21 protein-coding genes are annotated in these 21,527 nt (G+C 71.1%); 6 read left to right on the top strand and 15 right to left on the bottom strand.

Annotated features, from left to right (window positions below; all coding sequences use genetic code 11):
- Positions 1-8: 8 nt before the first annotated feature.
- Both ACIO3R_RS30960 and ACIO3R_RS30955 read right to left on the bottom strand, forming a co-directional pair.
- On the bottom strand, positions 9-2,183 hold the full coding sequence (locus ACIO3R_RS30960) for a putative bifunctional diguanylate cyclase/phosphodiesterase (protein WP_385036102.1): 2,175 nt from the start codon (positions 2,181-2,183) through the stop codon (positions 9-11).
- Entirely contained in the window at positions 2,180-2,998 is an 819-nt protein-coding gene (locus tag ACIO3R_RS30955; protein WP_402110288.1) for an SAM-dependent methyltransferase, read from the bottom strand. Before ACIO3R_RS30955 ends, ACIO3R_RS30960 begins: the two co-directional genes overlap by 4 nt.
- Before the next feature lie 1,297 nt (positions 2,999-4,295).
- Between ACIO3R_RS30955 and ACIO3R_RS30950 the strand changes: the two genes are divergently transcribed.
- Entirely contained in the window at positions 4,296-5,063 is a 768-nt protein-coding gene (locus ACIO3R_RS30950) for a hypothetical protein (RefSeq protein WP_402110286.1), read from the top strand.
- A 155-nt stretch (positions 5,064-5,218) separates the two neighbouring features.
- Positions 5,219-5,773 carry a hypothetical protein gene (locus tag ACIO3R_RS30945; protein ID WP_385036099.1) on the top strand — a complete coding sequence of 185 codons (555 nt, stop codon included), beginning with the start codon at positions 5,219-5,221 and terminating at the stop codon, positions 5,771-5,773.
- 92 nt (positions 5,774-5,865) lie between these two features.
- Here the strand turns inward: ACIO3R_RS30945 and ACIO3R_RS30940 are convergent, their stop codons facing one another.
- Complete coding sequence (locus ACIO3R_RS30940; protein ID WP_385036098.1) at positions 5,866-6,552, bottom strand: hypothetical protein; 687 nt, start codon at positions 6,550-6,552, stop codon at positions 5,866-5,868.
- Between the two features lie 314 nt (positions 6,553-6,866).
- Here ACIO3R_RS30940 and ACIO3R_RS30935 point away from each other — a divergent pair, with 314 nt between their 5' ends.
- Positions 6,867-7,526 carry a class F sortase gene (locus tag ACIO3R_RS30935; protein WP_385036097.1) on the top strand — a complete coding sequence of 220 codons (660 nt, stop codon included), beginning with the start codon at positions 6,867-6,869 and terminating at the stop codon, positions 7,524-7,526.
- A 49-nt stretch (positions 7,527-7,575) separates the two neighbouring features.
- On the opposite strand, the gene ACIO3R_RS30930 is transcribed toward ACIO3R_RS30935, so the two are convergent.
- Positions 7,576-8,418 carry a polysaccharide deacetylase family protein gene (locus ACIO3R_RS30930; RefSeq protein ID WP_385036096.1) on the bottom strand — a complete coding sequence of 281 codons (843 nt, stop codon included), beginning with the start codon at positions 8,416-8,418 and terminating at the stop codon, positions 7,576-7,578.
- A gap of 165 nt (positions 8,419-8,583) precedes the next feature.
- Between ACIO3R_RS30930 and ACIO3R_RS30925 the strand changes: the two genes are divergently transcribed.
- Together ACIO3R_RS30925 and ACIO3R_RS30920 are read left to right on the top strand one after the other, a co-directional pair.
- A complete protein-coding gene (locus ACIO3R_RS30925; RefSeq protein WP_385036095.1) occupies positions 8,584-9,045 on the top strand; it encodes a universal stress protein in 462 nt (153 codons plus the stop codon).
- A gap of 190 nt (positions 9,046-9,235) precedes the next feature.
- Positions 9,236-9,805, top strand: a complete 570-nt coding sequence (locus ACIO3R_RS30920) for a sigma-70 family RNA polymerase sigma factor (protein ID WP_402110285.1) — start codon at positions 9,236-9,238, stop codon at positions 9,803-9,805.
- Here the strand turns inward: ACIO3R_RS30920 and ACIO3R_RS30915 are convergent.
- On the bottom strand, positions 9,739-9,936 hold the full coding sequence (locus ACIO3R_RS30915; RefSeq protein WP_385036093.1) for a zf-HC2 domain-containing protein: 198 nt from the start codon (positions 9,934-9,936) through the stop codon (positions 9,739-9,741). The genes ACIO3R_RS30920 and ACIO3R_RS30915 overlap by 67 nt on opposite strands.
- Positions 9,937-10,060: 124 nt before the next feature.
- Here ACIO3R_RS30915 and ACIO3R_RS30910 point away from each other — a divergent pair, with 124 nt between their 5' ends.
- A complete protein-coding gene (locus ACIO3R_RS30910; RefSeq protein WP_385036092.1) occupies positions 10,061-10,576 on the top strand; it encodes a hypothetical protein in 516 nt (171 codons plus the stop codon).
- A 46-nt stretch (positions 10,577-10,622) separates the two neighbouring features.
- Here ACIO3R_RS30910 and ACIO3R_RS30905 read toward each other — a convergent pair whose 3' ends face one another.
- From ACIO3R_RS30905 to ACIO3R_RS30860, 10 genes are all read right to left on the bottom strand, one after another.
- Positions 10,623-11,813: a sensor histidine kinase gene (locus ACIO3R_RS30905; RefSeq protein WP_385036091.1), complete on the bottom strand. Its 1,191-nt coding sequence runs from the start codon at positions 11,811-11,813 to the stop codon at positions 10,623-10,625.
- Positions 11,810-13,291 (bottom strand): cation acetate symporter, encoded by a 1,482-nt coding sequence (locus ACIO3R_RS30900; protein WP_385036090.1) that lies wholly within the window; start codon positions 13,289-13,291, stop codon positions 11,810-11,812. The genes ACIO3R_RS30905 and ACIO3R_RS30900 overlap by 4 nt, the downstream gene beginning before the upstream one ends.
- A complete protein-coding gene (locus tag ACIO3R_RS30895; protein ID WP_385036089.1) occupies positions 13,288-13,650 on the bottom strand; it encodes a hypothetical protein in 363 nt (120 codons plus the stop codon). Before ACIO3R_RS30895 ends, ACIO3R_RS30900 begins: the two co-directional genes overlap by 4 nt.
- A 64-nt stretch (positions 13,651-13,714) precedes the next feature.
- The gene (locus ACIO3R_RS30890; RefSeq protein WP_402110282.1) at positions 13,715-14,467 is read right to left on the bottom strand and encodes a LytR/AlgR family response regulator transcription factor; all 753 of its coding nucleotides are present in this window, start codon (positions 14,465-14,467) and stop codon (positions 13,715-13,717) included.
- Between the two features lie 26 nt (positions 14,468-14,493).
- The gene (locus tag ACIO3R_RS30885) at positions 14,494-15,354 is read right to left on the bottom strand and encodes an Fpg/Nei family DNA glycosylase (RefSeq protein ID WP_402110281.1); all 861 of its coding nucleotides are present in this window, start codon (positions 15,352-15,354) and stop codon (positions 14,494-14,496) included.
- Positions 15,355-15,387: 33 nt separating this feature from the next.
- Entirely contained in the window at positions 15,388-16,245 is an 858-nt protein-coding gene (locus ACIO3R_RS30880) for an amidohydrolase family protein (RefSeq protein WP_385036086.1), read from the bottom strand.
- A 1-nt stretch (position 16,246) separates the two neighbouring features.
- The gene (locus tag ACIO3R_RS30875) at positions 16,247-16,558 is read right to left on the bottom strand and encodes an L-rhamnose mutarotase (protein WP_385036085.1); all 312 of its coding nucleotides are present in this window, start codon (positions 16,556-16,558) and stop codon (positions 16,247-16,249) included.
- A gap of 1 nt (position 16,559) precedes the next feature.
- A complete protein-coding gene (locus tag ACIO3R_RS30870; protein ID WP_385036084.1) occupies positions 16,560-17,543 on the bottom strand; it encodes an aldo/keto reductase in 984 nt (327 codons plus the stop codon).
- Between the two features lie 169 nt (positions 17,544-17,712).
- Positions 17,713-19,095 carry a wax ester/triacylglycerol synthase family O-acyltransferase gene (locus tag ACIO3R_RS30865; RefSeq protein WP_385036083.1) on the bottom strand — a complete coding sequence of 461 codons (1,383 nt, stop codon included), beginning with the start codon at positions 19,093-19,095 and terminating at the stop codon, positions 17,713-17,715.
- A 144-nt stretch (positions 19,096-19,239) separates the two neighbouring features.
- Complete coding sequence (locus tag ACIO3R_RS30860) at positions 19,240-21,306, bottom strand: SpoIIE family protein phosphatase (protein WP_402110278.1); 2,067 nt, start codon at positions 21,304-21,306, stop codon at positions 19,240-19,242.
- Positions 21,307-21,527: the final 221 nt, after the last annotated feature.

Genomic DNA, 21,527 nt, shown 5'->3' with positions numbered 1-21,527 from the left:
CACCCGGCTCACACGGCGTCGGCCAGCAGCAGCGAGTGGATCCGGTCCGGGGCCCCTGGACGCGCGTAGTACCAGCCCTGGGCCGTGTCACAGCCGAGCTCCCGCAACTGCTCGGCCTGGGCGCCCGTCTCCACGCCCTCGACCGTCACCGCGAGGCCCAGGCTGTGCGCGAGCGACACGATCCCCTCGACGATCTTCAGGTCCACGGGATCGGCCGGATGGTGCTGCATCCCCTGGGTGAAGGAGCGGTCCAGCTTCAGCACACTCACCGGCAGCCGCCGCAGGTTCGCCAGGTTCGAGTACCCGGTGCCGAAGTCGTCGAGTGCTATGCCGATGCCCATGTCGGCCAGTTGGCGCAGCGGCTTCAGCAGGTCGTCGTCGGCGCCGATGAGCGCCGACTCGGTGACCTCGAGACACAGCGCCGCGGGCTCCAGGCCGGACCGCTCAAGGACGTCGACGGTCTCGCTGACCAGGCGCGGGTGGTGCAGCTGGGCCGGCGAGAGGTTGACGTTGATCCGCAGGGGGCCGCCGTCGGTGTGCCGCTCCTGCCAGAAGTTGGCCTGCCGTACCGACTCCTCCAGCACCCAGCGGCCGAGCGGGACGATCAGCCCGGTGTGCTCGGCGAGCGCGATGAACCGGTCGGGGCCCAGTACGCCGTGCTGCGGGTGGCACCAGCGCACGAGCGCCTCCGCCCCGTGCACCGAACCGTCCCCGAGATGCACCAGCGGCTGGTACTCGATGAAGAACTCGCCGCGGTCCAGCGCGGCCGGCAGCGCCGTGGTCAGCCCGTGCCGGGTGATGGCACGGGCGTCCGCCTCCGCGTCGGCCAGCTCGAAGCGGTTGCCGCCCGCGGACTTGGCCCGGTACATGGTGATGTCGGCGCTGCGCAGCACCTCGGCGGCGCTGCGTTCACCGGCCGGGCCCTCGACGACCCCGATGGACCCCCGGACGGTCAGCTCACGCCCGTCGAGGCGGATCGGCGTGGCGAGCGCCCCGAGAATCCGGCAGGCGAGCTCGTCGACCTCGGAGGCCGTGTCGGGACCGGTCGTCAGGGCCACGAACTCGTCGCCGCCGAGCCGCGCCACCATCTCGCCGGGCGCGGTCGCACAGCTCTGCAGCCGGTCCGCGACCTCGACGAGCAGCCGGTCGCCCGAGGCGTGCCCCAAGCTGTCGTTGATCGCCTTGAAGCCGTCCAGATCCAGGTAGCAGAGGCCGAAACGGTTGCCGTCACCGGCCGAGAGCGCTTTCTCGAGACGCTCGAAAAAAAGCGTCCGGTTCGGCAGGCCGGTGAGCGCGTCGTGTGTGGCCTCGTACCGCAGACGCAGATTCAGCAGCCTGCGCTCGGTGGTGTCCTCCATCAACGCCAGCTGGTACTCCGGCCGGCCCTCGGCGTCGCGCAGCAGGGACACCGTCAGATTGGTCCACAGGACGGTGCCGTCGTTGCGGTAGAACGCCTTCTCGACCCGGTAGTGCTCGCGCTCGCCGCTCACCAGCTCGTTGTAGTACGTCCAGACCTTCGGGGAGTCCTCGGGGTGGACCCACTCGTTGACGCGGTGGCTGCGCACGTGGTGGTCGAGCCCGCCGAACATCCGGGTGAGCGTGTCGTTGACCTCCAGCACGTTGCCGTCGAGGTCGGCGATCCCGATGCCGATGGCGGCGTCCTTGAAGACGGCCCTGAACCGCGCCTCGGTCGCATGCAGCGCCTGTTCGGCGTCCGAGCGCGCGGAGAGCGCCGAGCGGGCGATGGCCTCCTGCTCGGCGAGGGTCCGCTCACGCAGTGCCTGGGAGAAGCCGCCCGCGACGGCGTGCTGGATCCGGGCACAGCGGGACCGGCTGTCCTCGGTCGCCAGCGCCACCGGTCCGTTGCTTCCGCAGTACAGGACGAGGTAGGAGTCGACGACGCCGAGCGTGGAGCTGAGCGCGTCCGGATCCGTGCAGTGCGCAGCGACGAGCGCGCCACCCACCGCGGTCGCCGACGCGGCGTCGAACGGGCGGGCGTGCAGCGTGTCGCTGAGCGTGCGGGCCAGCGGGAGCAGATGCTGTTCGAACTCCGGCCGGGTCAGGGAAGTGGCCGTCGACGGGAAGATGGCCCGGCTCCAGATCGTGGCGAATCGCCGGAGCCGGTCCTCGGGGCCGTCGGGCTCCGCGTCCGGTGCTCCGGACGACTGGGCGGGAATGCTCACGCCTTGCGTCCCACTCCTGCGAAGCCAGAAAAGGCATATGGGTCTTCATTGGCCTGCACGACCGGGGAGTCGGGACGCCAGTTCGGCATCGCCACAAGGCCCGGGGCGACCATCTCGTATCCGTCGAAGAACCGGCTGACCTCGTCGCGCGAGCGCATGACCAGCGGATTGCGGATATTCTTGTACACCCCGACCGCGCCGCCGGCTTCCTCCTTCGTCAGCGGGACACCCTCGTACGAGGCGTGGGTGATGACGATGAGGCTGCCCGGGGCCAGGATGTCGCGCAGCTCCGCGACAGCCGTCTGCGGGTCGTCGGAGTCCTCGATGAAGTGGAGTACGGCCACGAGCAGCAGCGCCACCGGCCGGTCCAGGTCGAGGAGTTCGGAGATCTCCGGGTTGTCCCTGATCTCCTGCGGGCGGCGCAGATCGGCGGTGGCGATCACCGCTCCGGAATTTCCCTCGAGTACGGCCTGGCTGTGTGCGACGGCGACCGGATCGTGGTCGACGTACGCCACCCGGGCCGCCGGGTCGATCCCCTGCGCGACCTCGTGGACATTGCCGAAGGTCGGTATCCCGGAGCCGATGTCCAGGAACTGGGAGATCCCCTCACCGAGTGCGTAGCGCACCGCCCGGCGCATAAAGGCCCGGTTCGCCTGCATGATCTTGGGAAGTCCCGGCATGAACTCCATGGCCTTGCGGGCCGCTTCCCGGTCCACCTCGAAATTGTGCGAGCCGCCCAGATAGAAGTCATACATTCGGGACACGCTCGGCACCGAAATATCTATGCCTTGCGGTGCCCAGGCGGGACGCTCCATCGATGTCTCCAACAAGTCGCCACGGCGATCCGGCCATGTTCATGGTCAGTGTTGACCAGAGGCTACTGATCGGCCGCCAGGAGAGCGAGCGGAAACGGAAATTAGCGGTCCGTTATTGGTCACACCCGTGGCAACTGCAACCGTTCCGTCGCTGCGTGTGACATTCGGGCATCGGCACCCCCGGAGAAAGTTCGCAATAGAACTACTTTGGCGTACCGGCCGATCCGGCATTGCGGGACACCTCCCACCATGTACCCCCGACAGCAGGGCCGTTGATCCCGTCGGGCCGGCGCTGCCGCCCGACTGCCGCCCGGCGCGGCCGCGGTATTGCCGGCGGGTACCGAAGCCCAGGCTTTCGTGCGGTCGCCTTCGCAATTCCGCCTCGGCGGAGTCGCGGTGGCCTTGCCGAATCGGAAGGGAGTGAATCCCCGCCGCGGTTCAGCACCCCGACGACTCACCCCCCTCCGTCACCACACACCGCGGTCGGCGCCGGCAGGGTTGTCACAGCCGCCGCGAGCGGCACGCCCCGCCGGATGTTCATGTCAACTCCCATGATTCGCAAGGTAGTTGCGAGGTGAGATCGCGTCGCTCATGCGCATGGGTACGTCCGCCGGGGTCCTTTTTGTTCAATGCGTCCGCAGAATTTTCCCCGGCCGCAAACACCCAGTGCTTCAGGTCCCCACCATCAGGGGAATCCGGCGGATGTGCGGCGTGCCGCCCTGCGGCCCGGAACATGCTCCCCGTCGTGTACGGATCACTCATGGGCCGGCTCTCCGCAGCCGTCGCACTCATCTGGCTGTTGACCGCCCCGGCGCCCGCGCTGGCCGACAACTGTGCGTACGCCTCGATCGGCGACGACGGGGGCGGTTCGGCGGTCGCCAGCAGTGGTGACGGCAGCTGCCATGCCGGGCCGAAGCCCCACCCGACCCCACCACCGCCGCCACCCCCTGCTCCGCCACCACCCCGTCCGCCTTCGCCGCCTCCACCACAGCCGCCCCCTCCCCCGCCGGCGCCCCCTGCGCCACCCGCGCCACCCGCGCCACCCGCGCCGCCCGAACCCGAGCAAGCACCTCCGCCCCCTCCGCCTCCCTCCCCCTCCCCGTCCCCCTCTCCTTCTCCGTCCCCCTCCGTACGCCCCACGCCCCGGCCGGTGGCGCTTCCCGCCTACCGCAGACCGGCGCGGAAGGCGCCGGAGCGCCATACCTCCCTGGTCACGCTCAGCCTGATGATCACAGCCCCCGGGGTGTTCGCCGTCGCCGTGCTGCGGCCCCGTTCCCGATGACCTCCGGAGACACACATGTCGGAATGGCTTGTTCTCACCTTCGCCATGGTCGCGGCCAGCGCCGTGGTGCTGACCATCGCCGTACTCAACAACCGCCGGCTCCCCGTGGACGACGACCCGTCAGAGACCCCTGACGTCATCGAGTACATGACGATGATGATCGGCGTGGTCTACGCGATCGTGCTGGGCCTCGCCATCGCGGGTGTCTGGGAGGGCCGCGGCGCCGCGCAGGAGTACGTGCGCCAGGAGGCCCAGGCGCTCCACGAGGTCGACGCGCGCTCATCGGTCTACCCGGCCGAGGTGCGCACCCGGATCCGTGCCGATGTCGACGCCTACGTCAGCTATGTCGTCCACGACGAGTGGCAGATCATGATCGACCACGGCACGCTCGGCGACCGGGGCGCGGAGCTCCTGGACCGGGTACGCGCCGATGTCACGGACTACAAGCCGAAGACGGACCACGAGGGGCAGGCGTATCAGCCGCTGGTCGACCAGATCGCCGCGGCCGACGACGCCCGCAGCGCGCGCGGGCAGAGCGCCGGAGCCACCATGCCGGGTGTCGTGTGGTTCGGGCTGATCATCGGGGCACTGGTGACCGTGGGGCTGATCTTCACCCTGCAGATCCGACGCACCTTCCGCGAACTCCTGCTGGCCGGCCTCTTCAGCGTCCTGATCGCCTTCCTGCTCTTCCTGATCTGGGACTTCGACTCACCCTTCGGCCGGGGACTCTCGGCCACCGCCGCCCCCTTCCTCGATCTGTTCCCCCGCGCGTCGGGCGGTTAGAGGTGCGCCGCCCGGGGGACAACGGTGCCCCATTGGACGGACCCCGATCGCGGGTGAAATGCACCACTTCTAGCGTTGGCGGCATCGAGGTGCATTTCTGACACTTTGTGGAAATCCGTTCCGCGACTGCTCCTCGGGGACCCGGAGGAATCACCATGCGCGCAATACGTGTCGCCCCCGTCGCTCTGCTCGGCGCCGCTGCACTCGCCCTGACCGCCCCGGCCGCGACCGCGTATGCCGCAGTGTCGGGGGGACCCTCAAACAGCGGGACCGGATACACCGTCACGCCTTCGGTGATCGCGCCGGGCGGCCAGGTGACGCTGGCCGCCAAGGGGTGCTCGACAACGGCCACGGTGTCCTCCGGCGTGTTCGACACCGTCACCATCCCCAGCGGCGGCACGGCCAGGGCGACGGTCGACTGGGACGCCAAACCGGCGGCGGCCTACCAGGCGACCTTCACCTGCAACACGTCGCCGAGTTCCACGGCCAAGGTGAACCTCACGATCGGCGCGGCCACGAGCACGCCCACCACCAGCTCCACCAGCACCACGCGTACGACGGCCTCCCCGGCCGGTGTGCAGGGCGGCATGGGCGGCAGCATCGACAGCCCGAACACCGCGATGATCGTGGGAGGCACCGCACTCGCCGTGGCCGCCGCGACCAGCACCGTGTTCGTGGCGCGGCGGCGCAGGGAGAGCCGTTCGCACTGACCGGCACCGCCGGCCGGAACGGATGTCGCCCCGGGTCCTGTCACAGGACTCGGGGCGACGTGGTTATCGGGCCGGCCGGTATGTCCGCGAGGTCAGACCGCCCCATGGCTCATCTTCCGGCGGCGCATGACGTACATGCCTCCGCCGAGGACCGCAGAGGCGACCAGACCCGCGCCGACACCCATGTCCGCCGGGCTCGCGGCCATCGAGCCGCCGAAGCCGCCCTGTGCGCCCCGGCTGTTGAGCACGGTGAACCGGTGCCCGGCCGTCCGGTCGGTGCCGTCGCAACGCACTGTCAGGTTGTACGAACCCGGCGTCGCGTCATTGAGGATCCGGACCCTGGCGTGACCGACCCGGCCCGCGGAGAGCCTCGTGGTCCGGAAGGCGTTGGACGAGACGCTGCCGCCGCGGCCGCAGCCCTCGGCGCTGACCTGCATGGCCGCGCCCTGGTGCACGCGCTCGGGGTCGACGGTCACGTTGTTCGGGCCGTTGTTGCGGCCGTTCCCGTTGCCGTTCCCGTTCCCGTTGCCGTTGCCGTTGCCGTTGCCGTTGCCGTTGTTATTGCCATGGCCATTGCCGTTGCCGTCGCCGTTGTTGTTCCCGTTCCCGTTGTTGTTGCCGTTGCCGTTCTCCCAGTCGCCGGGGTCGTTCCAGTCGTTCTGGCTGTTCCCGTTGTTCTGGCCGTTCCCGACGTCTCCACCGGCTGCTGCCATCGGGGCACCGAGCCCGAGAGCGGCGACGGCGGTCGCGGCGACAACGAGAGCGCGTGTAGCACGCATCGTTCGAACCTCCAGCGGGAAGCGCCCCCGGAGCTCTGTGCACCGGGATGGATCGACGAGAACGCCTCCCATGACGAACCCTCACCAGAACCTTGATCCACCGCATTTCGGGGCTGCTCCACCCCGGTGATCCGACACACCGTGTGCGCGCCCGGGAAAGTGATGGATGCGCAGGTCACAGAGCGTCAGAACTTTTATCCGCGCACTACTCCGATACGCAGCCGCCCACCTGGCCACCACCCGTTCGCCCTTCCCTGATCGCCGCCCGGCCGCCCCGCGCCTAGCGTTCCCCTCGTCGCGACGAAGGGAGAACCATGGGCCGGGACAACTGGCGCCCCGAACGGATCAGACACTCGCCCTGGGGCGCACTCGCCCTGGTGATGCTCACCGGTCTCGCACTGATGCGGAACGGCGCGGACCTCTCGCCCGGACCGCCGCAGCCGGTCGCCGCCACCTCGGTCGATCACCAGAAGAACGTTCCCGCGGCGCCGGCGACCGGCCCGGTGGTGAAGCCGCTGGCATACGCCCCCGTCGAGCGCGTCGCCATCCCCTCCGTCCAGGTCGACGCACCGGTCGTCGATGTGAACCTGGACCCGGACGGCTGGATCGAGACTCCGCCCCCGCAGGACCCCAATCTCGCGGGCTGGTACCAGAACGGCATCGCGCCGGGTCAGCTCGGCACCTCGGTCGTCGTCGGCCACGTCGACAACATGGCGGGCCCGGCCGTCTTCTACAGCCTGGGTTCGCTGAAGAAGGGCAGCCGCATCGAGATCTCCCGCAGCGACGACCGGGTCGCCGTGTTCGAGGTCTACGGTGTCGAGGTGTTCGCGAAGAACGACTTTCCCGGCGCCCGGGTGTACGGCGACACCGGCAAGGCGGAACTGCGGGTCATCACCTGCGGCGGCGGATTCACGAGGGCCAACGGCTACGACGGCAACGTCGTGGTCTTCGCCCGGCTGGTCGCCACCCGCTGACAGCCGCTGCCGGGGGCGGGCCCGTCCCCGGCAGCGGCCGCCGCACTGCTCAACGGCGCTGCGGCACCGTGAGCCGGTACCCGTCGTCCAGCAGCTCCGGCAGATAGCGGCCCAGCGCGGCCACGCTCTGCGAACGGTTGCCACCCGCATCGTGTGACAGCACCACGACGCCGGGTGCCGCCCCCTCCCTGACCCGCCGGACGATGCTGTCGGTGCCGGGCACCGTCCAGTCCAGGGTGTCCACGGTCCAGGCCATCGGCTCCATGCCCATCGCCGCGCCGATCTCGAAGGAATTGCGGTTCCAGGCCCCGTAGGGAGCCCGGTACCAGAGCGGTGCGGCGCCGGTGATCTTCTCGATCACCTCGCTGGTACGGCCCAGCTCGTCGGTGACGCCCGCCCGGGAGAGCTTGGTGACCAGCGGGTGCGTCCACGAGTGGTTGCCCACCGTGTGTCCGTCGTCGGAGATCCTGCGCACCAGGTCCTGGTTGTCGTTGGCCATCTCCCCGCAGAGGAAGAACATCGCCCGCACGTCGTGCTTCCGCAGCGTGTCCAGGATGTGCGGGGTGTAGAGCGGGTCCGGGCCGTCGTCGAAGGTGAGCACCATCGCATGCCCGATGTCGGGCAGCTCCTCGAACGGCCGGGTACGGACGGGGGGCGCCGCGGGACGGTAGCGAGGCGGAGTATTCGCTGTCATGGGTCTCAGACGATAGGACAGCGGCTTGGTCCGGAGAGCCCGCTGCGGCCCCGCCGCGACGGTGGACGGCGCCGTGGGGCGCCGGAAGGGAGTGCCTGCGGTGTCCGCGGCCACCAGGCGCACGACGGAGGCCGCGCCCAACCCGGCGGCCAGCCTCAGCAGCGTTCTGCGCATCGGCAGCCTCTGATCATATTTCATGACCAACTGCTCGCACGTCCACGCTCCCAGCCACCTCAACGACACCGGTCGCGGTGGGTTTTGCACCCAATGGGGGGAGCCCGTCCGCGGCAACCGGCGCCCTGCCCCCGGGGCGGCCGGGAGCCCGGACGGGCGGCCTCCGCGGGAGCGGATAGCCTCACTGCCGTGACAGACCAGCAGCCTCACCAGTTCGAACGTGGCACAGACGGCCCCAAAGTGATCGTCGCGGGCCTCGACGGTTCGGAATCCTCCATGCGCGCCGCGGCCTATGCCGCCGGTCTCGCTCGTCGGCAGAGGGCCATGCTCGCCCTCGTCTATGTACAGCCCGTGCTGTCAGCGGGCGCCGCGCTCGGCGCACCGGTCAGCGATACGACCGGAGAGGTCGCGGAGGGTCTGGTGAACGAGATCCGGGAGTCGACCGAGCGGCTGAAGGACATATGGGATGTGCGCTGGGAGTTCCACACCTTCCCCGGTGATCCGTACAACGGGCTGGTGACGGCGGCGAACGAACTCAAGGCGGACGCCGTGGTGGTGGGCGCCTCGGAGTCGGCGGGGCACCGCTTCATCGGCTCGGTGGCCGTCCGTCTGGTGAAGGCGGGCCGCTGGCCCGTCACCGTCGTCCCGTAGGCCCGGCGCTCCCCTCCCCCGCCCCGGACGCTTCACGACGCCGCCCGACCGCTCACCGCACCATTCGCCGCCCCGTGCGACCGCTCGTCGCACGGGGCGGCGTTTGTCCTGTTCCCCGGGGCCGGAATGCGCTCGTATACGCCAGTCAGCAGCGAGGCGGCAGGGACCTCCGCGGGGAAGGGCGTTCACCATGACCACGACGACTACCGATGAGCGGGCCCTCGCGGATCTGCAGCGTGAGCACGGCCCCGCGCTGTTCCACTTTCTGCTCGGCCTGACCTTCGGCGACCGGCAGCGGGCCGAGGATCTGCTCCAGGAGACCCTGGTGCGGGCCTGGCAGCACCCGGAGGCCTTCGACAGCCCGTACGAGTCGATGCGGCCCTGGCTGTTCACCGTGGGACGCCGACTGGCGATCGACGCACGCAGGTCACGGCTGGCCCGGCCGGCCGAGGTGGGCGACTCGGTACTGGAGAGCGCCCCGTGCGAGCAGGACACCGCCGAGTCCGCTGTCGCCGCGCTCGATGTGCGCGAGGCGGTGCGTACCCTCAGCCCGGAGCACCGGGCGGTGCTGGTGCAGATCTACTTCCGCGGGCTCAGCGTGGGCGAGACGGCCCAGGTGCTCGGGATTCCGGCCGGCACCGTCAAGTCCCGTTCCTACTACGCGCTGCGGCTGCTGTCCCGCAGTCTGCCCGGCTACTCCAGCAGGTCCTCCTCGCTGAGCAGCGCGAGCAGTGCCGCGGCCTCCGCCACCGCCACGTAGTCGGCGGCGCAGCGGTCGCAGCTCTGGAGATGGCGGGAGACCTCCAGCGCCTCCGGGGCCGGGAGCGCGTCCAGCACGTAGGCGCCGAGCAGCTGCCTCATGTGGGGTCCCTCCCCGGGGTCGGTGGTCATCGCATCCTCATGTCTGTGACGGATCCGGCCCGACGGATCCTGTCCTTCTGGCCACGCGGGGCGCGCTCCCCCGGTTCAATGCTGCGTGTAGGGGCGTACCGAGAACGGAATGAGGCGAGACGGGATGCGTCAGGAACGTCATGACGGATCCAGTGGCGGCGGCCTGCTGATCCCGATGGCCTGGATGTACGCGGAGTACATCGCCGACGAACTGCTGCGGACCGGTGAGCTGATGGAGCCGGCGACGCTGGAGTACCGGGCGGGGCGCGATGCGCTCGCCCTCACCGTCTTCCTCTCCGACGGTGCGGTGGCCGAGGCCCTCCCCGCCACCCGGGTGGACGAACTGCGGCTGCTGACGGCGTACGGGACGCCGTGGCGCGGCTGGGTCTGCGAGCGGCTCGACGTGCTGGAGGCGGCGCAGGGCGGTCCCGACCCGGACCTCACGCTGGCACGGGCGGCCTGGCGGTGGCTGGAGGACACCGAACTGCTGGCGGCCGACCTCGACGCGATCGGCCCGTTGCCCCGGGAGCCGGCCGACGGCCCGCGGGACCCGGAGGCGGAGGGGGCGCCGGCCCAGGTGTGGACGCCGGCCTGGCAGCTGGGGCTGCCACTGGGACACCTGTCGATCCACCTGTACTGACGGCCTGGGTACGGAAGCACCGCGTGCTGAGGGACTGCCCGGCGCTTCAGGAACCGTGCACCCCGGCGCGGTATTTCGGCAGCCTCACCGTGATCCGCATTCCGGCGCCGATGCCCGTCTCGATGACGAGCCCGTAGTCGTCCCCGTACACCTGGCGCAGCCGTTCGTCCACGTTGAGCAGGCCGACCCCGGTGGATCTGCCGCCCTCGCCGCGCAGGATGTGGCGCAGCCGTTCCGGGTCCATGCCGATGCCGTCGTCCTCGATGACGACCTCGGCCTCGGAACCGGCGTCCAGGGCGCTGATGGTGATGCGGCTGGAGGTCACCGCTCCTTCCAGCCCGTGTTTGACGGCGTTCTCCACGAGGGGCTGGAGACAGAGGAACGGCAGGGCGACGGGCAGTACCTCGGGGGCGACCTGGAGGGTGACCGAGAGCCTTTCACCGAAGCGGGCGCGGACCAGGGCCAGGTACTGGTCGATGGAGTGCAGTTCGTCGGCGAGGGTGGTGAAGTCTCCGTGGCTGCGGAACGAGTAGCGGGTGAAGTCAGCGAATTCCAGGAGGAGTTCGCGGGCCTGCTCGGGGTCGGTCCGGACGAACGAGGCGATGGCGGCCAGTGAGTTGAAGATGAAGTGCGGGGAGATCTGTGCGCGCAGGGCCCTGATCTCGGCCTCGATGAGCTGGGTGCGCGAGCGGTCGAGCTCGGCGAGCTCCAGTTGTACGCAGACCCAGCGGGCGACCTCTCCGGCGGCCCTCGCCAGGACCGCCGACTCCCGCGGGGCGTAGGCGATCAGGGCGCCGAGGACCCGGTGGTCGACGGTGAGCGGCACGGCGACGGCCCACCGCAGCGGGCAGTCCAGATCGTCGCAGTCGCTGCGGAAGGCGGTGTCGCGGCCGGTGTCGAGCACGTCCTCCACCTGTTCCATGACGTGTTCGACGTGGTGGCCGCCCTCGCCGTCCCAGACCAGGATCCGCTCGCGGTCGGTCAGGCACAGGGCGTCGGTGCCGAGCAGTGAGCGCAGCCGTCGGGCGGACTTGCGGGCGCTGTCCTCGGTGAGTCCGGCGCGCAGCGGCGGCGCGGCCAGGGAAGCGGTGTGCAGGGTCTCGAAGGTGGCGTGCTCCACGGGGGTGCCGACGTCGCTGGTACGCAGGGGGCGGGCGGTGCGGCGTCCGGTCAGCAGACCCCCTCCGAACAGCAGGACGCCCAGGAGCACGATGACGGCGTATCCGGCCCCGGTCACCGGTGCCTCCCCGAGGTGAGCGCTTCGGGCAGGTGGAAGCGGGTCATGGCGGCGTTGGTGCCGGCCGGTATCCGGCCGGGTGTGGCCAGTGAGACGAGGATCATGGCGAGGAAGCCGACGGGCACCGACCAGACGGCGGGCCAGGCGAGCAGGGCGTGCGGCCAGCCGGGCGGGCGCACCGCGCCGCTGACGGTGATGGCGACGGAGAGCAGCGCGGAGCCGCCGCCGAGGAGGAGTCCGGCGACTGCGCCCGGCGGGGTGAGCCGGCGCCACCAGATGCCGAGGACGAGCAGCGGGCAGAAGGAGGACGCGGACACCGCGAACGCCATCCCGACGGAGTCGGCGACCGGCACCCGGCTGACCATCAGTGAACCGGCGAGCGGGACGGAGATGGCGAGGACCGTGGCGAGCCGGAAGTGCCGTACACCGCGCGAGGGCAGGACGTCCTGGGTGATGACTCCGGCGACGGCCATGGTCAGTCCGGAGGCGGTGGACAGGAACGCGGCGAAGGCGCCGCCCGCGACGAGCGCGCCGAGCAGGTCGCCGCCGAGCCCGCCGATGACCCGGCCGGGCAGCAGCAGCACGGCGGCGTCCGCGTCGCCGCCCGGTATCAGCTCGGGGGCGTACAGCCGGCCGAGCGCGCCGTAGACGGGCGGCAGCAGGTAGAAGACGCCGATCAGGGCGAGGACGGCGACGGTGGTGCGGCGGGCGTCGCGGCCGTTGGGGCTGGTGTAGAAGCGGACGACGACGTGCGGCAGGCCCATGGTGCCGAGGAAGGTGGCGACGATGAGCCCGTAGGTGGCGTACAGCGGGTGGTCGCCGCGGAAGACGGACAGTTGCTCGTCGAAGGAGACGCGGGGCCGTCCGTCGCCCTGCCAGGCCAGTACCAGGAAGATTGCCGGGACGAGGAGTGCGGTCAGCTTCAGCCAGTACTGGAAGACCTGGACGAAGGTGATGGAGCGCATCCCGCCCGCGGCGACGGCCAGGACGACCACGGAGGCGACGAGGACGTCGCCGAGCCAGCCGGGCGCGCCGGTGAGGATCTTCAGGGTGAGCCCGGCGCCCTGGAGCTGCGGCACGAGGTAGAGCCACCCCGCGCCGACGACGAGCACGCTGACGAGCCGGCGCACCTGCCGGGATTCGAGCCGTCCCTCGGCGAAGTCGGGCAGTGTGTAGGCCCCGGAGCGGCGCAGCGGTGCGGCGACGAAGACCAGCAGCACCAGATAGCCGGCGGTGTAGCCCACCGGGTACCAGAGCATGTCGGGCCCGTGTACGAGCACCAGTCCGGCGATGCCGAGGAAGGAGGCGGCGGAGAGGTACTCGCCGCTGATCGCGGCCGCGTTGAGGCGTGGCCGCACGGTGCGCGAGGCGACGTAGAAGTCGGAGGTGGTGCGGGAGATGCGCAGCCCGAACCCGCCGACGAGGACGGTGGCGGATACGACGGCGGCGACGGCCACCACCGCGTACGTACGGCTCACTGTGCGGGGCGGCCTTCCACGAGCCGGGCGAAGTCGTGCTCGTTGCGCTCGGCCCGGCGCACGTACCACCAGGCGACCAGGGTGAGCGGCGGGTAGGCGGCGAAGCCGAGGACGGCCCAGACGACGGCGTCGCTGCGCAGGGCCGCGAAGACCAGCGGCAGGGTTCCGGCGACGACGGCGAGCACGGTGAAGGCGCTGAGCCCCGCGCGCAGTTGGCTGCGCATCAACGAGCGCACGTAGGCACCGCCCAGCGCGGTCTGTTCGTCGATCTCCGACTGGGTCCGGTAGCGCGGCAGCGGACGCACCCGCCGGGGCTCCCCCGTCACCACTTCACGCCGGGGCGTCGACTCTGCGGTCATGGGGCCGGAGTGTACGCAGCACCCGACCCCGGTGGGAAGGGATTCGAACACGGGTTGCCCCTGGTCAGCGGCCGCCCTGCCGCATCAGCAGATCGCGCAGCGCGCGGGTGTGGCGACGGCTGACGGCGAGTTCCGCGGTGCCGATGCGCACGCTCATGCTGCCCGCGTCGAGCCGCAGTTCGTCGATCCGGCCCAGGGCCACGAGGTGGCGGCGGTGGATGCGGACGAAGCCGCGGGTCCGCCAGCGTTCCTCCAGGGTGGTCAGGGGGACGCGGACCAGGTGGCTGCCGGTGGCGGTGTGCAGCCGGGCGTAGTCGCCCTGGGCCTCTGCGTAGGCGATGTCGTCGATCGGGATGAAGCGGATGACACCGCCCAGTTCGACCGGGATCTGGTCGTGCGCGGTGTCGTGGACGGGTGCGGAGCGGTCCCCGACCTGTTCGGCGACGCGGCGCACGGCTTCGGCGAGGCGCTCGCGGCGTACCGGTTTCAGGACGTAGTCGACGGCCTTGAGGTCGAAGGCCTGCACGGCGAAGTCCTCGTGGGCGGTGACGAAGACGATCAGCGGGGGTGCGGCGAACCCGGCCAGCAACTGGGCGACGTCGAGCCCGGTGAGCCCCGCCATGTGGATGTCGAGGAAGACGACGTCGATGGCGGCCACGTCCTCGGGCCCCGCGTCGACGGCGCCGCCGATGCGGCGCAGCGCCTCGGTGGCCCCGGTGGCTCCTTCGGCGCTGCGGATACGGGGATCGGCGCGCAGGAGGTAGAGGAGCTCCTCCAGGGCGGGTTCTTCGTCGTCGACGGCGAGTACGCGCAGCATGAGGCCGGAGTGTAGACGCGGGCGGGCTACTTGAGCAGTTTGGAGAGCCTGCGGTCGGCGAGCGGCTTCCCGCCGGTCTGGCAGGTCGGGCAGTACTGGAGCGAGGAGTCGCTGAAGGAGACCTCGCGGACGGTGTCGCCGCAGACCGGGCAGGCTTCTCCGGTACGTCCGTGGACCCGCATCCCGCTGCGTTTCTCGGCCTTGAGCCTCTTCGCCGCGAGGCCGCTGGAGCGGGCGACGGCGTCGTCGAGGGTGGTGCGCAGGGCGGTGTGCAGCCGGGTGATCTCGTCGTCGGTGAGGTGCGCGGTGAGTTTGAAGGGTGACATCTTCGCGACGTGCAGGATCTCGTCGCTATAGGCGTTGCCGATGCCGGCGATGAGTGACTGGTCGCGCAGCGCGCCCTTGATCTGCCGGCGCTCCCCTTCGAGCAGTGCGGCGAACGTGTCCCGGTCGAAGGACGGGTCGAGCGGGTCGGGCCCGAGGCGGGCCACGCCGGGCACCTGGGCCGGGTCGTGGACGAGGTGGACGGCGAGGCGCTTGGTGGTGCCGGCCTCGGTGAGGTCGAAGCCGTCGCCGCCGGTGAGTTCGGTGCGCAGCGCCAGCGGCCCCTTGGCGGGGCGCGGCGGGGTGGCGGGGAAGCTGTCCTTCCACTGGAGCCAGCCGGCCCGTGCGAGGTGGGTGAGCAGGTGCAGGGGGCCGACTGCGATGTCCAGGAACTTGCCGTGCCGCCGGACGCCGGTGACCGTGCCGCCGTGCAGGGCGGTGAGCGGCGGGTCGTACGTCTTCAGGACGCTGATGGCGAGCGGGAGGACGCGGTCGATCTCCCTGCCGACGAGGTGCTCGTCGAGGAAGACCCGCAGGGCTTCGACTTCCGGCAGTTCTGGCATGCCCCCAGCCTGCCGCAGGCGGCGCCGGGGTGGCTACCGGAGGCCGTACACCCGCTCGGCGGTGGTGGCGAGGACGGCGGCCCGTTCATCGGGCCCGAGGCCGCTGACCAGGGTGTGGGCGGCCTCGACGACCTCGGTGTACGTGGCGGCGAGCCGGCACACCGGCCAGTCGGAGCCGAACATCAGCCGGGACGGTCCGAAGGCGTCGATGACGGTGTCCGCGTAGGGGCGCAGGTCCTTGACGGTCCAGTTGTGCGGATCGGCCTCTGTGACCAGGCCGGAGAGTTTGCACACGGTGTTGGGGAGGGCGGCGAGGGCCCGCAGGTCGTCCGCCCAGGGGCGCCGGCCGCCGGAGGCGATGGGCGGTTTGCCCGCGTGGTCGAGCACGAAGGTGAGGCCGGGCAGCAGTTCCGCGGCCCTGACGGCGGCGGGCAGCTGGTGCGGCTGGACGATCAGGTCGTAGACGAGCCCGGCGTCGGCCACCGCGGCCAGGCCGCGCAGGACGTCGGCGCGCAGCAGCCATGCGGGGTCGGGTTCGCCCTGGACCTGGTGGCGCAGCGAGACGAGCCGGTCGCCGCCGGGGAGCTCGCGAAGGGCTGCCAGGGTGTCCGCGATGTCCGGCGCGGTGAGATCGCTCCAGCCCACGACGCCGGCGACCAGGTCGCTGCCGTCGGCGAGCGCGAGGAACTCGGGGGTCTCCTGCGCGACGGTGACGGTCTGCACGAGCACGGTGGCGCACACACCGTTGGCACGGGCCTCCGGCTCCAGGTCCGCGAGGGTGAAGTCGCGGCGCAGGGGCGCCAGTTCCTCGCCGGTGATCCACTCCTGGTCGCGTACCGCGAGGTCCCAGACGTGGTGGTGGGCGTCGACGATCCGCGGGCCGCCGGTCATCTCACAGCTCCCAGGCGACGGGGAGTCCCGCTTCGGCGCCGTCCGCGGAGTAGTCGTGCGTGACGTCGAGGAGCTCGTCCATCCTGGCCTGCCAGGCGACGTTGACGGGGAGTTCCTCCAGTTCGGCGAGGAGCTTGGCGTAGTCGTCGCACTCGATGACGTGGAACAGCTCGGTTCCGCTGCGCCAGATCGTCCAGGAGGTGGCGCCCGCCGCGCGGATCGCACGGGTCAGCTCGGCCGGGACCTCGCGGTGCGCGGCCTCGTACTGCGCTATGCGGTCCGCGCGGACCTTGGTGTGCAGGGCGATACGCATGTCAGTTTCCGTTCTCGGTCAGCAGTCCCTCGTCGCGCAGCTCGTCCCAGAGGTCGTCGGGGACCGGCCTGCGCAGCAGCGCGGCGGCGTCGCGCACCTCTTCCGGGGAGCGGGTGCCGACGAGGACGCCGGCGACGGCGGGGTGGGTGAGCGGGTAGTGCAGTGCGGCGGCGCGCAGCGGGACGCCGTGGCCCTCGGTGACGGCCTTCAGCCGCAGGGCCCGGTCCAGGAGGTTCAGGGGCGCGGCGGCGTAGTCGTACGTCGCGCCGGGGCGCGGGTCGGCGAGGAGGCCGGAGTTGAAGACCCCGCCGACGACGACGCTGCGGCCGCGGGCCGCGGCCGCGGGCAGCAGATCGGTCAGGGCGGACTGGTCGAGGAGGGTGTGGCGACCGGCGCAGAGCACCACGTCGACGTCGGTGTCGCGGACGAAGCGGGTGAGCATCGCGGTCTGGTTCATGCCGGCCCCGATGGCGCCGACGACGCCCTCCGCGCGCAGCTTCTCCAGTTCCGGATAGGCCTCGTGGAAGGCGGCTTCGGCGTGGTCGTCCGGGTCGTGCAGATAGGCGATGTCGATGCGGTCCAGGCCGAGCCGTTCCAGGCTGTCCTCGATGCTGCGACGGATGCCGGCGGCGCTGAAGTCCCAGCGGCGGCGGTGGGTGGCCCGCACAGCGAAGCCCTCGGAGAGCCCTTCGGACGCCTCGGGGCCGCCGTCGGGCAGCGGGTCGAGGACCCGGCCGACCTTGGTGGACAGTGCGTACGAGTCGCGGGGCCGGGCGCGCAGCGCCTCGCCGAGCCGTCGCTCCGAGAGGCCCAGCCCGTAGTGCGGGGCGGTGTCGAAGTAGCGGATGCCCTCGTCCCAGGCGGCGTCGACGGCGGCGGCGGCCTGCGCCGGTTCGACGGCGCTGAAGAGATTGCCGATGGCGGCCGCCCCGAAGGACAGCTCGGTGACCTCGACCGCACTGTTTCCCAGCCTGTTGTGCCGCATGCTTCTGCCGCCCTCCCCGATGATCGCTTGGTGCACTCAGCACATATTCATCGGATCACTTGGGCACGTCAACACCCCGGAGGTCAGGAACTACGCTAATTTCTCAGCAATCTGTCCGATCTATGGACTCGCCCCTTCGGCCCGGCAGCCGAATCCCGAACCGAGCCGTTCAGTGGGCGGGCAGCAGTGCGAGCAGCTCCGCCACCTCGTCCTCCGCGCAGCGCCCCAGCCGTTCCAGATCGGGCAGCGCCTTGCCGTCGGCCACCAGCCCGACCTGCACCTTGCCGCCGTACGTCGTGAGCGCCACGGCCAGCGACTGACCGCGGGCCAGCGGCGCCATGGGGTACAGCGCGCGCAGCGGGCAGCCGCCGAGCGAGAGCGCCGAGCGCGGCAGCGGCACGCTGGTGACCAGGACGTCGAAGAGCATCCTGGCGGCGCTCCCGGCGAGCGGGGCGCCGAAGCGATGGGCCAGCGAAGGGAGTTGATCGGCGAGTACGGCGACCGCACCGGCCCCGCGCAGCGGCCCGGCGGACTTGTTGCGGTCCATGGCGCCGCGTACCGCGCGCAGCCGTTCCCAGGGGTCGGGTTCGGAGACGGGGAGGCCCAGCAGGTAGGCGGACAGCCGGTTTCCGGTGGCGGCGCCCCCCGGGCGGCGCCTGGAGACGGGGACCAGGGCGCGCGGATCGGCGCCGGGCAGCGGCTCGCCGCGCTCCAGCATCCAGCGGCGCAGCGCTCCGGCGACGACGGCGAGCAGGACGTCGTTGGCCGTGCCGCCCGCGGCCCGGCGGATGCGCTGCACGGCGTCGAGGTCCAGATCGGCGGTGGCCAGCCGCCGGGTGCCGCTGGAGCTGGCGCTGAGCGCCGTCGCGCCGCGCAGATCGAGGCGGCTGGCCCGTACCAGCGAGGCACCGACGCCGAAGGCCCGGCCGAGGCCCTCGATCCGCCCGAGCGCGAGACCGGCGACCTGGCGCGGGCCGGGCATCCAGGAGCGCGGCGGCACCGGCCCGGTCCGCCCGGCCGGCGCTCCGGCCCGTCCGCGGCCCGCGAAGGAGGCGATCTCGTCGAAGATCCCGGCCCCGATGGCGACGGCGCGCATCCCGTCGGCGAGTGCGTGGTGGAGCTTGACCAGGACGGCGAAGGGGCCGTCGTCGGCGGCGCCGCCGATGACGTACATCTGCCAGGGCGGCAGCCCCCTTCGCAGTGGCTGCTCCATCAGCTCACCGGCGAGCCCGGTGGCCGCCGCCATGAACGCGCCCTCGTCGCACGTCTGCGCCCCGGGCAGTTCCACCCGCTTGACGTGCCGGTGGACATCGAAGTCCTTGTCCACCGACCAGGCCGCACCGCCGACCGGCAGCAGCACGTCCCTGACCCGCATCCGCAGCCGGGGGATCGCGGCGGCCCGGGTACCGAGCAGCTCCAGCAGGGCGTCCGCGCCGGGAGACCGGCCCCCGTCCGGGGAGAAGACGGCCAGCGCACCGAGATGCATGGGGTGGGCATCGGACTCGAGGTGCCAGAAGGCCAGATCGAGAGGTGCCAGTAGCTCAGTACCCAACGGGTCCTCATGTCATCGAAGACAAAGACTGACGGAATCGCAGTCAATCTCTCTCGGTCGGTTACGGTCAAGTACAGTCATGTTACGTACTGTTACTTTCGGATAGCGCTCATTGCCGCCGTTCAACAGCGTTCGTTCGGTGACTCAGTCGCGTGGCGGAATACTGAATTCGCACCAGACGCACTTGCCGGTCCCCCGGGACTCGACGCCCCAGGCGTCCGCCAGTTGGTCCACGAGCATCAGTCCCCGGCCCGACACCCCCGATTCCCCCGCGTCCCGGCGGCGGGGCAGCGCACTCGACCGGTCCTCGACATCGACCCGGAGCCGCCGCCCCGCCCCGGTGAGCACCCGGATGGTGACGATCGCTCCGCCGTCGGTGTGCATCAGCGCGTTGGTGGTCAGCTCGTCGGCGGCCAGTTCGACCTCGTCGGCCCGGTCCTTCGCACCCCAGGCCCGCACCGCCGCACGGATCATGTGGCGCGCCGAGCTCAGCGCCTCGGGGTCGTTCTGCGCGACGTGCTGCTGGAGCCGGCCGCCGGGCTGCGGGGCATGGGTGGCCTTGCGCCGCAGCAGGAGAACGGCGACATCGTCCTCGCCACCACGCTGGTCGACCGATTCACAGAGCCGGTCGGCCAGTCGCCGGAGATCCTGCGGGCCGTTCCCGATCATGTCGGTCAGCAGCTGCATCCCCTCGTCGAGGTCCGCGCCGGGCAGCTCCACCAGGCCGTCGGTGAACAGCACCATGGTCTGGCCGGGATCCAGCTCGACCGTGCTGACCGGGTACTCCAGCCGCCCGAACTCGGCGGAGAGCCCCAGCGGCAGCCCGCCGTCGACCGGCACCCTGCGGCAGCTCCCGTCGGCTTCCCGCACCAGCGGGTCCACATGGCCGGCCCGGACCAGTTGGACGACTCCGGTGGTCAGGTCGGCCTCGGCGTAGGTGCAGGTGGCGAAGCGGTCGGTGTCGAGCTCGTGCAGGAAGACCGAGGCACGCGCCATCACCGTCGCGGGGCTGTGCCCCTCGGCCGCGTAGGCCCGCAGCACGATGCGGAGCTGGCCCATGACGGCTGCCGCGTGGATGTCGTGCCCCTGTACGTCACCGATGACGGCGCCCACCCGGCCGTTGGGCAGCGGGATGATGTCGTACCAGTCGCCGCCGATGTCCCGGCCCATCCGGGCCGGTCGGTACCGGACGGCGATCTGCGCACCCGGCACCTCGGGAATCCGGCGCGGCAGCATGGCCTGCTGGAGCCCCTCGGCGAGGTCGTGCTCCTGCTCGTAGAGCATGGCGCGCTGGAGGCTCTGCGCGATGGAGCTGCCGAGGGCGACCAGCAGATTGCGTTCGTCGCCGGTGAAGCCGTCCTTGCCGCTGTAGAGCAGCCCGAGCGCGCCGATGGGGCGGGCCTGGGCGATCAGCGGCAGATAGGCCGCCGAGGTGATGCCGAGATGGCTGATGTGGGGCCACAGGATCGGGTACGAGGTGGCGAAGTCCTCGGCGGACTCGATGAAGCGCGGGGTGAGCGTGCGGACGACCTCGCTCATCGGGTACGGCTCGTCCGTCCGGGTGTAGCGGGTGCCCGGCACGAAGGAGCCCTCCGGCCCGTCCGCCACCAGATGGATGCGGCCGGCCTCTATCAGCCCCATGACCAGGCTCGTCGCCCCCAGATGCGCCAGCCCCTGGGAGTTCTTGAGCACATCCGTGACGTCCCTGACGGTACGGGCGTGGGCCAGCGCGGCCGTGGTCCCCTCCACCAGGCTGGTCCGGCGCCGGCGCTCCTCGTCCACCTCGCGGCGGGCGGTGGCGTCGGCCAGCTCCTGGGTGGCGTCCCTGACGATGCCGATGATCCTGCGGGGGCGCCCGGTCGCGTCGCGCCGGACGAAGCCCTGGGTATGGGTCCAGCGCAGGCTTCCGTCGCGGCGCAGGGAGCGGAAGTACACCCCGTAGTTGATCCGCCCGCTCTTGAGCGCCTGCGCGACGAGGGCGTCGAGCCGCACGCCCTCGTCCGGCGGCACCCTCGTCGCGAGCGTCGCGGGCCGGTTGTCGTACTCGTCGGCCCGCAGGTCGAACACGTCGAGGGCGGGCTGGTCCATGTGCATGAGGCCGCTGTCGAGATCCCAGTCGAAGCTGCCCATACGGTTCAGGGCGAGACTGAGGTCCGGGTGGGCGGGCCAGTCGTCCGGGAGTGACAGGGCACCCGCTACCCGATCATCCATGTGGGTCACTCTGCCATCATTTGTCCGATTCTTCGAGTGAGCTGTCCACCAGGTGAACGTGCGATGGAACACACTGCGCGGCCAGGCCGAAGGCGCCGTATTCCAAGGGATCAGCGGAAGGAGTCCCGGCCTGGAGCCCCTGATACCCCCGCAGAACGCCGACCCGCCCCGAAACCGGGCGGAGGCAGCGGCTAACGTGTGCGGAGGGCGAACTAAGCCAA

Source organism: Streptomyces sp. NPDC087428, from assembly GCF_044744085.1.
Lineage (GTDB): Bacteria > Actinomycetota > Actinomycetes > Streptomycetales > Streptomycetaceae > Streptomyces.
This window is presented reverse-complemented; position numbering and strand designations above follow the sequence as displayed.

What these genes read in the sequence shown, in the direction of transcription:
- ACIO3R_RS30955 (WP_402110288.1), bottom strand. Translation starts at nt 2,998, where the DNA reads ATGGAGCGTCCCGCCTGGGCACCGCAAGGCATAGATATTTCGGTGCCG.
- ACIO3R_RS30950 (WP_402110286.1), top strand. Translation starts at nt 4,296, where the DNA reads ATGTCGGAATGGCTTGTTCTCACCTTCGCCATGGTCGCGGCCAGCGCC.
- ACIO3R_RS30945 (WP_385036099.1), top strand. Translation starts at nt 5,219, where the DNA reads ATGCGCGCAATACGTGTCGCCCCCGTCGCTCTGCTCGGCGCCGCTGCA.
- ACIO3R_RS30940 (WP_385036098.1), bottom strand. Translation starts at nt 6,552, where the DNA reads ATGCGTGCTACACGCGCTCTCGTTGTCGCCGCGACCGCCGTCGCCGCT.
- ACIO3R_RS30935 (WP_385036097.1), top strand. Translation starts at nt 6,867, where the DNA reads ATGGGCCGGGACAACTGGCGCCCCGAACGGATCAGACACTCGCCCTGG.
- ACIO3R_RS30930 (WP_385036096.1), bottom strand. Translation starts at nt 8,418, where the DNA reads ATGAAATATGATCAGAGGCTGCCGATGCGCAGAACGCTGCTGAGGCTG.
- ACIO3R_RS30920 (WP_402110285.1), top strand. Translation starts at nt 9,236, where the DNA reads ATGACCACGACGACTACCGATGAGCGGGCCCTCGCGGATCTGCAGCGT.
- ACIO3R_RS30915 (WP_385036093.1), bottom strand. Translation starts at nt 9,936, where the DNA reads ATGACCACCGACCCCGGGGAGGGACCCCACATGAGGCAGCTGCTCGGC.
- ACIO3R_RS30910 (WP_385036092.1), top strand. Translation starts at nt 10,061, where the DNA reads ATGCGTCAGGAACGTCATGACGGATCCAGTGGCGGCGGCCTGCTGATC.
- ACIO3R_RS30895 (WP_385036089.1), bottom strand. Translation starts at nt 13,650, where the DNA reads ATGACCGCAGAGTCGACGCCCCGGCGTGAAGTGGTGACGGGGGAGCCC.
- ACIO3R_RS30890 (WP_402110282.1), bottom strand. Translation starts at nt 14,467, where the DNA reads ATGCTGCGCGTACTCGCCGTCGACGACGAAGAACCCGCCCTGGAGGAG.
- ACIO3R_RS30885 (WP_402110281.1), bottom strand. Translation starts at nt 15,354, where the DNA reads ATGCCAGAACTGCCGGAAGTCGAAGCCCTGCGGGTCTTCCTCGACGAG.
- ACIO3R_RS30880 (WP_385036086.1), bottom strand. Translation starts at nt 16,245, where the DNA reads ATGACCGGCGGCCCGCGGATCGTCGACGCCCACCACCACGTCTGGGAC.
- ACIO3R_RS30875 (WP_385036085.1), bottom strand. Translation starts at nt 16,558, where the DNA reads ATGCGTATCGCCCTGCACACCAAGGTCCGCGCGGACCGCATAGCGCAG.
- ACIO3R_RS30870 (WP_385036084.1), bottom strand. Translation starts at nt 17,543, where the DNA reads ATGCGGCACAACAGGCTGGGAAACAGTGCGGTCGAGGTCACCGAGCTG.
- ACIO3R_RS30860 (WP_402110278.1), bottom strand. Translation starts at nt 21,306, where the DNA reads ATGGATGATCGGGTAGCGGGTGCCCTGTCACTCCCGGACGACTGGCCC.